This window comes from Streptomyces sp. NPDC005878, from assembly GCF_040629815.1.
GTDB lineage: Bacteria > Actinomycetota > Actinomycetes > Streptomycetales > Streptomycetaceae > Streptomyces.
This window is the reverse complement of the sequence record NZ_JBEXWK010000003.1, coordinates 463,021-475,529: the sequence shown is the minus strand read 5'-3', so window position 1 is coordinate 475,529 and position 12,509 is coordinate 463,021. Positions and strand designations below refer to the sequence as shown.

General features: G+C 72.0%; 15 protein-coding genes. 5 read left to right on the top strand and 10 right to left on the bottom strand.

The window, feature by feature from the left end; translation table 11 throughout:
• Positions 1 to 28 precede the first annotated feature (28 nt).
• Positions 29 to 1,621 carry a DAK2 domain-containing protein gene (locus ABZ404_RS08390; RefSeq protein ID WP_358833542.1) on the bottom strand — a complete coding sequence of 531 codons (1,593 nt, stop codon included), beginning with the start codon at positions 1,619 to 1,621 and terminating at the stop codon, positions 29 to 31.
• A 243-nt stretch (positions 1,622 to 1,864) separates the two neighbouring features.
• Between ABZ404_RS08390 and rpmB the strand changes: the two genes are divergently transcribed.
• Positions 1,865 to 2,050 (top strand): 50S ribosomal protein L28, encoded by a 186-nt coding sequence (gene rpmB / locus ABZ404_RS08385; RefSeq protein WP_003957616.1) that lies wholly within the window; start codon positions 1,865 to 1,867, stop codon positions 2,048 to 2,050.
• Positions 2,051 to 2,133: 83 nt separating this feature from the next.
• On the opposite strand, the gene thiD is transcribed toward rpmB, so the two are convergent.
• Both thiD and ABZ404_RS08375 read right to left on the bottom strand, forming a co-directional pair.
• Positions 2,134 to 2,943 (bottom strand): bifunctional hydroxymethylpyrimidine kinase/phosphomethylpyrimidine kinase, encoded by an 810-nt coding sequence (gene thiD, locus ABZ404_RS08380; protein ID WP_358833537.1) that lies wholly within the window; start codon positions 2,941 to 2,943, stop codon positions 2,134 to 2,136.
• Positions 2,940 to 3,902, bottom strand: coding sequence for a thiamine-phosphate kinase (locus tag ABZ404_RS08375; protein WP_358833538.1), 963 nt, complete (start codon positions 3,900 to 3,902; stop codon positions 2,940 to 2,942). The genes thiD and ABZ404_RS08375 overlap by 4 nt, the downstream gene beginning before the upstream one ends.
• 248 nt (positions 3,903 to 4,150) lie before the next feature.
• Here ABZ404_RS08375 and ABZ404_RS08370 point away from each other — a divergent pair, with 248 nt between their 5' ends.
• Both ABZ404_RS08370 and ABZ404_RS08365 read left to right on the top strand, forming a co-directional pair.
• Positions 4,151 to 4,384: an Lrp/AsnC ligand binding domain-containing protein gene (locus ABZ404_RS08370; protein ID WP_064070330.1), complete on the top strand. Its 234-nt coding sequence runs from the start codon at positions 4,151 to 4,153 to the stop codon at positions 4,382 to 4,384.
• Between the two features lie 20 nt (positions 4,385 to 4,404).
• Entirely contained in the window at positions 4,405 to 4,887 is a 483-nt protein-coding gene (locus tag ABZ404_RS08365; RefSeq protein WP_358833539.1) for a DUF3515 domain-containing protein, read from the top strand.
• Between the two features lie 45 nt (positions 4,888 to 4,932).
• On the opposite strand, the gene ABZ404_RS08360 is transcribed toward ABZ404_RS08365, so the two are convergent.
• From ABZ404_RS08360 to ABZ404_RS08350, 3 genes are read right to left on the bottom strand one after another with little or no spacing between them, the layout of a single operon-like run.
• Positions 4,933 to 6,099 carry a D-alanine--D-alanine ligase family protein gene (locus ABZ404_RS08360; protein ID WP_358990270.1) on the bottom strand — a complete coding sequence of 389 codons (1,167 nt, stop codon included), beginning with the start codon at positions 6,097 to 6,099 and terminating at the stop codon, positions 4,933 to 4,935.
• A 34-nt stretch (positions 6,100 to 6,133) separates the two neighbouring features.
• Positions 6,134 to 7,147 carry an NAD(P)H-dependent glycerol-3-phosphate dehydrogenase gene (locus ABZ404_RS08355; protein WP_358837621.1) on the bottom strand — a complete coding sequence of 338 codons (1,014 nt, stop codon included), beginning with the start codon at positions 7,145 to 7,147 and terminating at the stop codon, positions 6,134 to 6,136.
• Positions 7,144 to 7,896 carry a lysophospholipid acyltransferase family protein gene (locus tag ABZ404_RS08350; protein ID WP_358837620.1) on the bottom strand — a complete coding sequence of 251 codons (753 nt, stop codon included), beginning with the start codon at positions 7,894 to 7,896 and terminating at the stop codon, positions 7,144 to 7,146. The genes ABZ404_RS08355 and ABZ404_RS08350 overlap by 4 nt, the downstream gene beginning before the upstream one ends.
• 237 nt (positions 7,897 to 8,133) lie before the next feature.
• Here ABZ404_RS08350 and cofC point away from each other — a divergent pair, with 237 nt between their 5' ends.
• Both cofC and ABZ404_RS08340 read left to right on the top strand, forming a co-directional pair.
• Entirely contained in the window at positions 8,134 to 8,763 is a 630-nt protein-coding gene (cofC, locus tag ABZ404_RS08345; RefSeq protein WP_358990278.1) for a 2-phospho-L-lactate guanylyltransferase, read from the top strand.
• Between the two features lie 10 nt (positions 8,764 to 8,773).
• Positions 8,774 to 8,977, top strand: coding sequence for a hypothetical protein (locus ABZ404_RS08340; RefSeq protein WP_358837317.1), 204 nt, complete (start codon positions 8,774 to 8,776; stop codon positions 8,975 to 8,977).
• Positions 8,978 to 9,081: 104 nt separating this feature from the next.
• Here ABZ404_RS08340 and ABZ404_RS08335 read toward each other — a convergent pair whose 3' ends face one another.
• The 4 genes from ABZ404_RS08335 to leuC all read right to left on the bottom strand — a co-directional run bounded on the left by ABZ404_RS08335 (position 9,082) and on the right by leuC (position 12,414).
• Entirely contained in the window at positions 9,082 to 9,771 is a 690-nt protein-coding gene (locus ABZ404_RS08335) for an HU family DNA-binding protein (protein WP_358837316.1), read from the bottom strand.
• Positions 9,772 to 9,914: 143 nt separating this feature from the next.
• The gene (locus tag ABZ404_RS08330; RefSeq protein ID WP_358837315.1) at positions 9,915 to 10,142 is read right to left on the bottom strand and encodes a hypothetical protein; all 228 of its coding nucleotides are present in this window, start codon (positions 10,140 to 10,142) and stop codon (positions 9,915 to 9,917) included.
• A gap of 247 nt (positions 10,143 to 10,389) precedes the next feature.
• Positions 10,390 to 10,983 carry a 3-isopropylmalate dehydratase small subunit gene (leuD, locus tag ABZ404_RS08325; RefSeq protein WP_358837314.1) on the bottom strand — a complete coding sequence of 198 codons (594 nt, stop codon included), beginning with the start codon at positions 10,981 to 10,983 and terminating at the stop codon, positions 10,390 to 10,392.
• Between the two features lie 6 nt (positions 10,984 to 10,989).
• Positions 10,990 to 12,414 carry a 3-isopropylmalate dehydratase large subunit gene (gene leuC, locus ABZ404_RS08320; protein WP_358837313.1) on the bottom strand — a complete coding sequence of 475 codons (1,425 nt, stop codon included), beginning with the start codon at positions 12,412 to 12,414 and terminating at the stop codon, positions 10,990 to 10,992.
• Between the last annotated feature and the right edge of the window lie 95 nt (positions 12,415 to 12,509).

Genomic DNA, 12,509 nt, shown 5'->3' with positions numbered 1-12,509 from the left:
CCCGGCACCCCGGGGGCGGCTCGGCGCGTCACTCGACGCCGATCAGCAGCGGGGAGCTCTGGTGGCCGCCCTCGTAGACGACCGTGTCGACCGCCAGATGGGTTTCGCGCACATGGGCCTCGATACCGGGGGCCAGCTCCGCCGGGGTGTCGGCGGCCCGCACCAGCGTGACCAGTTCGCCGCCCGCGGCCAGCATCCGGTCGAGGACGGCCTGGGCCGTCCGGCCGAGGTCCTGTCCGATCACGGCCACGTCGCCGTCGATGAGGCCCAGCACGTCCCCGGCCTGGCAGATGCCCGCCGTGGTCCACGACTGCCGCTCGGCGACGGCGAGTTCCGCGTACCGGGTCGCCCCAGCCGCCGCGGTCATCGCCACCACGTCCTCGTCGAAGCGGCGGTCGGGGGCGTGCACCGCGAGCGCGGCGAGGCCCTGGACGGCGGCCCGGGTGGGGATGAGCGCGACCCGTACGCCCTCGGCGCGCGCCTGCTCCACGGCGACCGCGGCGGTGTGGCGCAGCTCGGCGTCGTTGGGCAGGAGCACGACCTCGCGCGCGTGGGCGCGGCGGATCGCGTCGACGAGTTCGCCGCTGGCCGGGGGCTCGCCGGGCCGGGCCAGCACGGCGGTCGCCCCGGCCTCGGCGCACAGCCCGGCCAGGCCCTCGCCGGGCACCACCGCGACGACGGCCCGCTGGACCTGTTCGCGCGGCTCGGGGTGGGCGCCGAAGTGGGTGATGCGGATCCGGTACGGGCGGCCCGCCTCCACGCCCGCCTCGACGGCCGCGCCCGCGTCGTCCACGTGGACGTGGACGTTCCACAGGCCGTCGCCGCCGACCACCACCAGGGAGTCCCCGACGGCGTCCAGCCGGCCGCGCAGCCGGGCGACCGCCTCGTCGTCCGCCTCCAGGAGGTAGATCACCTCGAAGGCGGGCCCGGCGCTCTCCGCGTCCGGGCCGTCCTCGGCCGGGCAGGCGGGCCCGTCGAGCGGTGTACGCGTCTCGTGCCGTACGGCCGGCACCTCGCCGGAGAGGGCCTGCGCCAGCGCCCCCAGGACCGTCACCAGACCCCAGCCGCCCGCGTCCACGACCCCGGCGCGGCCCAGCACCGCGAGCTGGCCGGGCGTCTTCTCCAGGGCCCGCCGGGCGCCGGCGTAGGCGGCGCTCGCCACGGCCGCCGCGCCGCCGCCGGTGTCCCGGGCGGCCTCGGCGGCGGCCGTCGCCACCGTCAGGACCGTGCCCTCGACGGGGTGCGCGACCGCCTCGTACGCCGACTCGGCCGCCCGGCGCAGGGCCCCGGCCAGGTCGGTGCCGTGCTCGGCGAGGACCTCGGCCATGCCGCGCAGCAGCTGGGAGAGGATCGTGCCGGAGTTGCCGCGGGCGCCGAGCAGGGCGCCGTGGGCCATGGCCCGTATGACGTCGGCCGTCTCCGGCACCTCGGTGTACGCGGCGAAGACCGCCTCGACCGCCTGGTGGGCGGACTCGACGGTCAGATAGAGGTTGGTGCCGGTGTCCCCGTCCGCGACGGGGTAGACGTTGACCGCGTCGATCTCCTCGCGGTCCCGGCCGAGCCCGTCCAGGGCCAGCGAGCACCAGGTGCGTACCGCGACGGCGTCGAGAGTCTGCGGCACCTGGTGTCCTCCTAGAGCGGCCGGTGAGCTGCGGGCCAGCAGCAGGGTAGACCCGGCGGGCGGCTCCGGCCCGGGGCGGGGGGAGGCGGCGGTCATGGTAGTTTCGTATCTCGGGAGCAGCCGTTGTATGCTGCTTCGGTTGCCCGGCGAGAGTCGGGCCATTCCCCCGGCAAGCCACCTCAGATCTCTGATCCGGTGCGCCGGATTTCACTGTAAGTGCATCTGAAGTCTTTGGAGTGACCCGTGGCTGCCAACTGCGACGTCTGCGGCAAGGGGCCGGGCTTCGGCAACAACATTTCGCACTCGCACCGCCGTACGTCTCGTCGCTGGAACCCGAACATCCAGCGTGTGCGTGCCGTGGTCGGTCGGACGCCGAAGCGGCTCAACGTCTGCACCTCGTGCATCAAGGCCGGCAAGGTCTCGCGCTAACGCCGACGTTTCGTCGTAGCGCAGCCTTTCCGGTTGCCCAGAAAGCCGGTCCACCTCGGTGGACCGGCTTTCTGTTGTGCTCTTCAGGGAGCGCGGAAGCGCCAGCCGTGGTCCACCGGGCCGATGCCCGCCCCCAGGGCGAAGCCCGCCTGAATCGCCCCCGTCACGTAATGCTTGGCCGCCCTCGCCGCCTCCGGTACCGGCATGCCCTTGGCCAGGGACGATGCCAGAGCCGAGGCCAGGGTGCAGCCGGTGCCGTGGGTGTGGCGGTTGTCCCGGCGGGGCGCCCGGAGCCAGTGCTCCTCGCTCCCGTCCGTGAGCAGGTCCACCGCTTCCGGTGACGCCGAGCCCGCGAGATGGCCGCCCTTGATCAGGGCCCAGCGCGGGCCGAACGCGAGGACCGCCTCCGCCGCCCGCCGCATTCCGTCCTCGTCCTCCACCCGTACGCCCGTGAGCTGCGCCACTTCGTCCAGGTTGGGCGTGGCCACCGTCGCCGCCGGCAGGAGCCGCAGGCGTACCGACTCCAGCGCCTCGGCGGCCAGCAGCGCGTCTCCGTGCTTGGAGACGCCCACGGGGTCCACGACCACCGGCGCGTCCGTATCCGCCAGGAGGTCCGCCACGGTCTCCACCAGGACGGCCGAGGAGAGCATCCCCGTCTTCACGGCCTGGACGCCGATGTCGTCGACGACCGCGCGGTACTGCGCCCGGACCGCCTCGGCGGGCAGCTCCCAGGCGCCCCGGACGCCCAGCGAGTTCTGCGCGGTCACCGCGGTGATCACGCTCATCCCGTGGACGCCCAGGGCCAGCATCGTCTTGAGGTCGGCCTGGACTCCGGCGCCGCCGCCGGAGTCGGATCCGGCGACGGTCAGCACCCGGGGCGGCGCGGTGTTCACTCCGCGTCCCCGAAGTGGTCCCAGCCGCCCTTGGCGGTCCAGGGGGCGCCGTCGACCGTCACCTGCGGCAGCGCCGAGGGGTTGAGGACCTCCCCGATGACCTTCCAGCGGGCGGGGAGCTTCACGTCCGGCGGGAAGGTCGCGACGATCGCGTGGTCCTCTCCCCCGGTCAGCACCCACTGGAGCGGGTCGACGCCGACCGCCTGCCCGATGTCGCTCATCTGCGTCGGGATGTCGATCAGGCCCGAGCGCAGGTCGATACGGACCTTGCTGGCCTCCGCGATGTGCCCGAGGTCCGCCACCAGGCCGTCGCTGACGTCCGTCATGGCGGTCGCGCCGAGACCGGCGGCGGCGGGGCCCGCGTGGTAGGGCGGCTCCGGGCGGCGGTGGGCCTCCACGAAGGCGCGCGGCGAGCGGAAGCCGCGCGAGAGGACCGCGTAGCCCGCCGCCGACCAGCCCAGCCAGCCGGTGACGGCGACCACGTCGCCGGGCTGCGCGCCGCCGCGGGTCACCGGCTCGTGGTTGCGCAGGTCCCCGAGGGCGGTGATGGCGACGGTGATGGTGTCGCCGCGCACCACGTCGCCGCCGACCACGGCCGCCCCCGCGACCTGGCACTCGTCCCGGATCCCGTCCATCAGCTCGACCGGCCAGGTGGCCGGGAGCTCGGCCGGGACGACCAGCCCGAGCAGCAGCGCGGTGGGCACCGCGCCCATGGCCGCGATATCGGCCAGATTCTGCGCGGCGGCCTTGCGCCCCACGTCGTACGCGGTCGACCAGTCGCGCCGGAAGTGGCGGCCCTCCAGGAGGATGTCCGTGCTCGCCACCACCCTGCGGTCGGGTGCGGTCACGACCGCGGCGTCGTCGCCGGGGCCGATCCGTACCGCGGGGGTCGAGGTGAGCCGGGAGGTCAGCTCCCTGATGAGCCCGAACTCCCCCAACTCGCCCACAGTGCCTCTCACCGTGCCACCTCTCATCCTCGTACCCCTTGGGACCCGGCGCGCTCGCGGTCGCGAGCCGTCACCTCGGTGGGTACCGTCAACACATACGTCAACTTCTGCCGCGCGCACGCGGATGTGCGAGCGCCCGCGCCTGCGCGGTACTCCCGCGGGCGCACGGCGACGCGATACCGTGGCGTCTCTTTCCTCCCCCCTCGGGCCTCCCCGCCGTAGGGAGGGGACATGATCCTCGTGGCCGCCCTGGAGGTTCCGTGGTACAGGCGTACATCCTCATCCAGACCGAGGTGGGCAAGGCGTCGACCGTCGCCGAGACCATCGCGAAGATCCCGGGGGTGATCCAGGCCGAGGACGTCACCGGGCCGTACGACGTGATCGTGCGCGCCCAGGCGGACACGGTCGACGAGCTGGGCCGCATGGTGGTCGCCAAGGTCCAGCAGGTGGACGGGATCACCCGCACCCTGACCTGCCCGGTGGTTCATCTGTAGCCCCCGCTTACCCTTGGCCGGTGACTTCCTCTCGCCGCCGGTCCCTCCTCGTGCCCGCAGCCGCCCTCGCCCTGCTGGCCGCCGCGGGCTGCTCCTCCACGGACGCGAAGGCGACGATCACGGTTCCCAGCCCGCCCCGGGAGACCGCCGCGCTCTGCGGCGCGCTGCACAAGGCGCTGCCCCAGAAGCTCGACGGGCTCGGGCGGAACGATCCCAGCCCGGCGTCGGAGCTGACCGCCGGGTGGGGCGATGACGGGATCGTACTGCGCTGCGGGATCGACCGGCCGGAGAAGATGAACGATCCCGAGGCGGACGGGGTGACCGTGGACGGCGTCAACTGGCTCCTGGAGCAGTCGGCGGGCGGCTTCCGCTTCACCACGACCTACCGCAAGGCGTACGTGGAGGTCACCCTGCGCACGGCGTCCGGCAAGGCCGCCGGCGACATCGGGTGGCTCACCCAGCTCGCCGGACCCGTCAAGAAGACGGTTCCGGCGAGCCTGTAGGCCCCCGCCGGGCGCGGGCAGCCGCGGCCGGACGGCCGGCGACGGCTACCGCAGGCCCGTCGGGCGCCGCAGCGCGGCCTCGATCAGGCGGTCCACCAGCTCCGCGTAGTCCACGCCCGTCGCCTCCCACATCCGCGGGTACATGGAGATCGGCGTGAACCCCGGCATCGTGTTGATCTCGTTGATGACGAACTCGCCGTTCTCCTGGAGGAAGAAGTCGGCCCGGACCAGCCCTTCGCAGGACGCGGCCTCGAAGGCCTCCACGGCGAGCCGGCGCACCTCGGCGGTGGCCTCGGCGCCGATCGGCGCGGGCACGATCCCGTCGGCCGAGTCGATGTACTTCGCCTCGAAGTCGTAGAAGGCGTGGTCGCTCACCGGCGGGATCTCGGCCGGCACGCTCGCGCGCGGCCCGTCCTCGAACTCCAGGACGCCGCACTCGATCTCCCGGCCCCGCAGCAGCGACTCGACCAGGAACTTGGGGTCGTGGCGCCGCGCCTCCTCGATGGCCTCGTCCAGACCGTCGAAGGAGTCGACCTTGGTGATGCCGAAGGAGGAGCCCGCCCGGGCCGGCTTGATGAACAGCGGCCAGCCGTGCTCGCCCGCGAACGCGGCGATCCGCTTGCGGGCGCCCTGCTCGTCCTGCTCCCACTCGCGCGGCCGGATCACCAGGTAGGGGCCGACGGCCAGCCCGAAGGAGGTGAACACCCGCTTCATGTAGTCCTTGTCCTGGCCGACGGCCGAGGCGAGCACGCCCGAGCCGACGTAGGGGACGCCGGAGAGTTCGAGCAGGCCCTGGAGGGTGCCGTCCTCGCCGTACGGGCCGTGCAGCACCGGGAAGACGACGTCGACCTCGCCGAGCGCCTTGGGGACCGCGCCGGGCTCGCTGAAGACGACCTCGCGGTTGTTCGGGTCCACGGGGAGCACGACGGCTCCCTCGGCGGACTCGGCGAGTTCGGCGACGCTGGGCACCTTGCGGTCGGCGATGGCCATCCGCTCCGGCTCGTCGGCGGTGAGCGCCCAGCGGCCGTCCGTCGTGATGCCGATGGGCAGCACGTCGTACTTCGTACGGTCGATGGCGCGCAGCACGGCACCGGCGGTGACGACCGAGATGCCGTGCTCGGAGCTGCGGCCGCCGAACACGACGGCCACCCGCGGCTTGCGCGGCTGCTGGGTGCTCGATTCAGGGCTCTGGGGGAGGTTCTCGCTGCTCATATCGCGATGAGCGTACCCGTTCGACCCGGTGGTTTCAGCGCCGCTCGGGCTTGGCGCTGCGCGACATCAGCTCCTTGAGCGCGACCACCGGCGGCTTGCCCTCGTGGACGATCCCGACGACGGTCTCGGTGATGGGCATGTCCACGCCGTGGCGGCGCGCCAGATCCAGCACGGACTCGCAGGACTTGACGCCCTCGGCGGTCTGCCGGGTGACCGCGATGGTCTCCTGGAGCGTCATGCCCCGGCCGAGGTTGGTGCCGAAGGTGTGGTTGCGCGAGAGCGGCGAGGAGCAGGTGGCGACGAGGTCGCCGAGGCCCGCGAGGCCGGAGAAGGTGAGCGGGTCGGCGCCCATGGCGAGGCCGAGCCGGGTGGTCTCGGCCAGTCCCCGGGTGATGAGCGAGCCCTTGGCGTTGTCGCCCAGGCCCATGCCGTCCGCGATGCCGACGGCGAGGCCGATGACGTTCTTGACCGCGCCGCCGAGTTCGCAGCCGACGACGTCGGTGTTGGTGTACGGGCGGAAGTACGGGGTGTGGCAGGCGGCCTGGAGGCGCTGGGCCACGGCCTCGTCGCGGCAGGCCACCACGGCGGCGGCGGGCCGGCGCTGGGCGATCTCCTTGGCGAGGTTGGGGCCGGTGATGACGGCGACGCGGTCGGCGGGGACCTTGGCGACCTCCTCGATCACCTCGCTCATCCGCTTGGCGGTGCCGAGTTCGACGCCCTTCATCAGGGAGACGAGGACGGTCTCCGGGGCGAGCAGCGGCGTCCAGGCGGCGAGGTTGCCGCGCAGGGTCTGCGAGGGCACGGCGAGGACGGTGAAGTCGGCGCCGGCGGCGGCCTCGGCGGGGTCGGTGGTGGCCCGTACCGCGGCGGGCAGTTCGATGCCCGGCAGGTAGTCGGGGTTGGTGCGGGTGGTGTTGATCGCCTCGGCGAGTTCGGGGCGGCGGCCCCACAGGGTCACCTCGCAGCCCGCGTCGGCGAGGACCATGGCGAACGCCGTACCCCAGGAGCCGGTGCCGAATACTGCTGCCTTGGTGGCGGCGTGCGTCACTTGGTGCCCTCCCCGGCGGCCTTGCGGCGCAGCTGTGCGCGGACTTCGCGCGGATCGTACGGCTTGGCGGGGGCGCTCTCGCCCCGAATCTCCTCCAGCTGGCGGGTGACCGCGGCCATGATGGCCTCGGTCGCCTCGCGCAGCACCTCGGGGGTGGGCTCCTTGTCGTAGAAGCGCGCGAGGTCGACCGGCGGACCGGCCTTCACCTGGAGGGTCTTGCGGGGGAAGAAGCGGACCTTCTTCTCCTTGGCGTAGGGCGGCATCGCCAGGTTGGCGCCCCACTGGGCGACCGGGATGACGGGCGCCTTCGTCTGCATGGCGGCGCGCGCGACCCCGGTCTTGGCGGTCATCGGCCACATGTCGGGGTCGCGGGTGAGGGTGCCCTCGGGGTAGAAGACGACGCATTCGCCCCGCTCGATGGCCTCGACGGCGGCCCGGAAGGCGCCGAAGGCGTTGGAGGACTCGCGGTAGACGGGGATCTGGCCCGTGCCGCGCAGCAGCGGCCCGACCACGGGCACCTTGAACAGTCCGGCCTTGGCGAGGAACCGGGGCACCCGTCCGGTGTTGTACTGGAAGTGCCCGTAGGAGAACATGTCGAGATACGAGTTGTGGTTGACCGCGGTGATGAAACCGCCGTCCGCCGGAATGTTCTCCATTCCGTGCCAGTCCCGCTTGAAAAGCACCACCAGTGGAGGTTTGGCGATGACCGCCGCCAGGCGGTACCAGAAGCCGATTCTGCGGCGGGACACTCGGAGCACCTTCCTCTAGGACAGACCACTGTCGGCCACCACGCGACTCGCGCAGGGAGCAAGTGTCGCCCCGGCCCTCCGGTCTGTCGAGAACACCGTACGCCCCGACCGTGCGGGGCCCGCTCCTGGCCGGGTGACAATGGCCCCCGTCCTGTCCAGCGGCTGTCCGTTCGACCGGGCGGGAGCGACGAGAGCGAGGGGGACGCCACGAACACCGCAGCACCGGGCCGCTGGTCCCTGGTCGTGCCGTTGAAGCCGTTGGCGCTGGCGAAGAGCAGGCTCACGGCCGCCGTCGGCGCGGCCCTGCGACCCCGGCTCGCTCTGGCGTTCGCCCTGGACACCGTGGGGGCGGCCCTCGCCTGCCCGGCGGTACGGGATGTGGCGGTCGTCACGGATGATCCGCTGGCGGGCGCGGAGCTGGCCGCGCTGGGCGCCCGTATCGTCGCCGACCGCCCGCGCGCGGGCCTCAACGCCGCCCTCGCGCACGGGGCGTACACGGTACGGCGGGGACGCCCCGGGGCGGCGGTGGCGGCCCTGAACGCGGATCTCCCCGCGCTGCGGCCGGCGGAATTGGGGCGGGTACTGGATGCCGCCTCCGTATTTCCGCGCGCATTTCTGGCCGACGCCGCCGGAATCGGGACGACATTTCTTTCGGCCGCGCCCGGGGTGGATTTGGCCCCCGCATTCGGCGGCCTCTCCCGGGCCGCGCATTCGGCGTCGGGGGCGGCGGAAATCGCGTTGACCGGGGTGGACTCGGTGCGCCGGGACGTGGACACCGGGGCGGATCTGCGGATCGCGCTGGCGCTGGGGGCGGGTCCGGCGACGGGGGCGCTGCGGGGCGCGGTGGAGGTCGTGCCCGGGTACTAGGCTGCCAGCCATGCAGGCGACCGCGTACACATACGACTCCGAGACCCGCAGCGGCAGTGTGCTGCTCGACGACGGCACCCCGGTGGACTTCGGGGCCGAGGCCTTCGACGCGGGCGGGCTGCGGCTGCTGCGGGTGGGCCAGCGGGTCCGTATCGAGACGGAGGGCGAGGGCGCGTCCCTGCGGATCACCCTGGTGACGCTCCAGACCTTCTGAGCCGCGCCCCGCCACGGCCGGGGCGGGGCGGAGCGGGGCCGACACGCCGCGGGCCGGGCTCCCCGAGGGGAGCCCGGCCCGGCGCGTGAGCCGTCCGGCGGTGCCTACTTCTTGCGGGCGGTCGTCTTCTTGGCGGTGGTGGTCTTGCGCGCGGTGACCTTCTTGGCGGGCGCCTTCTTCGCGACGGTCTTCTTCGCGGGCGCGGTCTTCTTGGCCGTGGCCTTCTTGGCGGTGGTGGCCTTCTTGGCCGGGGTCGCCTTCTTCGCCGTCGCCGTGGTCTTCTTGGCGGCGCCGGACGTGGTGGCCTTCTTGGCCGCCGTCGTCTTCTTCACGGCCGGCGTGGCCTTCTTGGCGGTGGTCTTCTTGGCCGTCGTGGTCTTCTTCGCGGCGGTCGTCTTCTTGGCGGCGGTGGCCTTCTTGGCCGCGGCCTTCTTCACCGTGCTGCGGGTGGAGGTGCCACCCGAGAGGCTGCCCTTGGGCGCCTTCTTCACGGCGACCTCGTCGCCCTTGGGGAGCTTCTTCGAGCCGCTGACCAGGTCCTTGAAGCCCTGACCCGCGCGGAAGCGCGGAACCGAGGTCTTCTTGACCCGCACGCGCTCACCCGTCTGCGGGTTGCGGGCGTAACGGGCCGGACGGTCGACCTTCTCGAACGAACCGAAACCGGTGACCGAGACCCGGTCGCCCGCGACGACGGCCCGGACGACCGCGTCCAGAACGGCGTCCACGGCGTCCGCGGCCTGCTGACGGCCGCCGAGCTTGTCGGCAATCGCTTCTACGAGCTGCGCCTTGTTCACGTCTTCCCCTTCGGAGACATTGCCGGAACGAATCTGTTCTGGCTTTTTCGCACGTTAGGCAGATATATACCGCAAATCAAACACGAAACGGGCTAATCACCCTAGTGCCGCAACGAAGTCGGCTTCACCGAACTCCTTGTGACTCAGTCGCCTTCGGGGAATCGGCCCTCTTCGAGGTCCTTCATCAACCGCTCCAGACGCCTTGCCGCATCGGCGAGATCGTGTTTGGCAGCCGCTGTGATGACCAGCAGCTTCCGGGACAGCGCCATCCGTACGCCCTCCGGGACTTGCAGTTCGCGCACCACTGTGTGCGCTTCTTTCAGCCGGTCCGCGACGAGCCGGTAGAGCTCGAGTTGGCTGTCGCGTTCCATGCGCCGATTGTGCCATCTGGGGCGAGTTGTCGCCTCCGGCGGGGGCAACTGAGGGATTCCGGGTGGCTTCCGGCTCCCCAACAACCCCCGATCGCGCAAGACTCAATCCGGCCATCTGCTGTGCAGCCTAGGCTAGTTGACGTCACCCTGACACCCCGCAACGCAACACGCCCCCTGTCCCGAAAGACAGGGGGCGTGTTGGGCCGAAAGACTGCCCGGGGCCCGCCCAAGAGGCGGTTCCGGCGGGTCAGACGAGCGAAGTGCTGGGCTTGTGCGAGGGCCGCTTCGCCTCGTACGCGGCGATGTCGGGCTCGTTCTGGAGCGTGATGCTGATGTCGTCCAGGCCGTTCAGCAGCCGCCAGCGGGCGTTCTCGTCGAGTTCGAAGGCGGCCGTGACGCCCTCCGCGCGGACCTGGCGGTCCTGGAGGTCCACCGTGATCTCGGCGTTCGGGTCGCGCTCCGTCAGCTCCCAGAGCTGGTCCACGACTTTCTGGTCCAGGACCACGGTGAGCAGGCCGTTCTTCAGCGAGTTGCCCCGGAAGATATCGGCGAACCGGGACGAGATCACGGTTTTGAAGCCGTAGTTCTGGAGCGCCCACACGGCGTGCTCGCGCGACGAACCCGTACCGAAGTCGGGGCCCGCGACCAGCACCGAGGCGTCTTGGCGCTCCGGCCTGTTCAGGACGAACTCCGGGTCCTTGCGCCAGGCCTCGAACAGTCCGTCCTCGAAGCCGTCCCGGGTGACCTTCTTCAGCCAGTGGGCCGGGATGATCTGGTCGGTGTCGACATTGGAGCGGCGCAGCGGGACGGCCCGGCCGGTGTGCGTGGTGAAAGCTTCCATGGCTGATCAGACTCCAGCGGGCGTACGGGCGTCGGACAGGTCGGCAGGGGACGCCAGGTGGCCGAGAACCGCTGTTGCGGCGGCGACCTGCGGCGACACCAGATGGGTGCGGCCGCCCTTGCCCTGCCTGCCCTCGAAGTTGCGGTTGGAGGTGGAGGCGGAGCGCTCGCCCGGGGCCAGCTGGTCCGGGTTCATACCCAGGCACATCGAGCAGCCCGCGTGCCGCCATTCGGCGCCGGCGGCGGTGAAGACCTTGTCCAGGCCCTCCTCGACGGCCTGGAGGGCGACCCGCACCGAACCCGGCACGACGAGCATGCGGACACCCTCGGCGACACTGCGGCCCTCGAGGATCGAGGCCGCCGCGCGCAGGTCCTCGATACGGCCGTTGGTGCAGGAGCCCACGAAGACGGTGTCGACGTCGATGGTGCGCAGCGGCTGCCCCGCGGTCAACCCCATGTACTCCAGCGCCTTTTCGGCGGCCAGGCGCTCCGAAGCGTCTTCGTACGAAGCCGGGTCGGGGACGGACGCCGAAAGCGGTGCTCCCTGGCCGGGGTTGGTGCCCCAGGTGACGAACGGCGAGAGCGCGGTGGCGTCGATGACGACCTCGGCGTCGAAGACCGCGTCCTCGTCCGTCTTCAGGGTCTGCCAGTACGCGACGGCCTCGTCCCAGTCGGCGCCCTTCGGGGCGTGCGCGCGGCCCTGGAGGTAGTCGAACGTGGTGCGGTCGGGGGCGATCATGCCCGCCCGGGCGCCGGCCTCGATCGACATGTTGCAGATGGTCATCCGGGCCTCCATCGAGAGCTTCTCGATGGCGGAGCCGCGGTATTCCAGGACGTATCCCTGGCCGCCGCCGGTGCCGATCCTGGCGATGATGGCCAGGATCAGGTCCTTGGCGGTGACGCCGTCGGGCAGCTCGCCCTCGACGGTGATCGCCATGGTCTTGAACGGGGCCAGTGGCAGGGTCTGGGTGGCGAGCACATGCTCGACCTGTGAGGTGCCGATCCCGAACGCCAGGGCCCCGAAGGCGCCGTGCGTGGAGGTGTGCGAGTCGCCGCAGACCACGGTGGTGCCGGGCTGGGTCAGACCCAGCTGCGGTCCCACCACGTGGACCACGCCCTGCTCGACGTCGCCGAGCGGGTGCAGCCGTACGCCGAACTCGGCACAGTTCTTGCGCAGCGTCTCCAGCTGGGCCCGGGAGACCGGGTCGGCGATGGGCTTGTCGATGTCGAGGGTCGGGGTGTTGTGATCCTCGGTGGCGATGGTGAGGTCGAGGCGCCGCACCGGGCGGCCGCTCTTGCGCAGCCCGTCGAAGGCCTGCGGGCTGGTCACCTCGTGCAGCAGGTGCAGATCGATGAAGAGGAGGTCGGGCTCGCCCTCGGCGCGCCGGACGACATGGTCGTCCCAGACCTTCTCCGCGAGTGTCCTACCCATCGCTTTACCTCCGGCCGGCGTCGTCGCCGGCCCAACTAGAGACCGGGTGTACCGCCGGGCCCCCGGGACCGGACGGTGGCTGCGGCCGTTGTGCG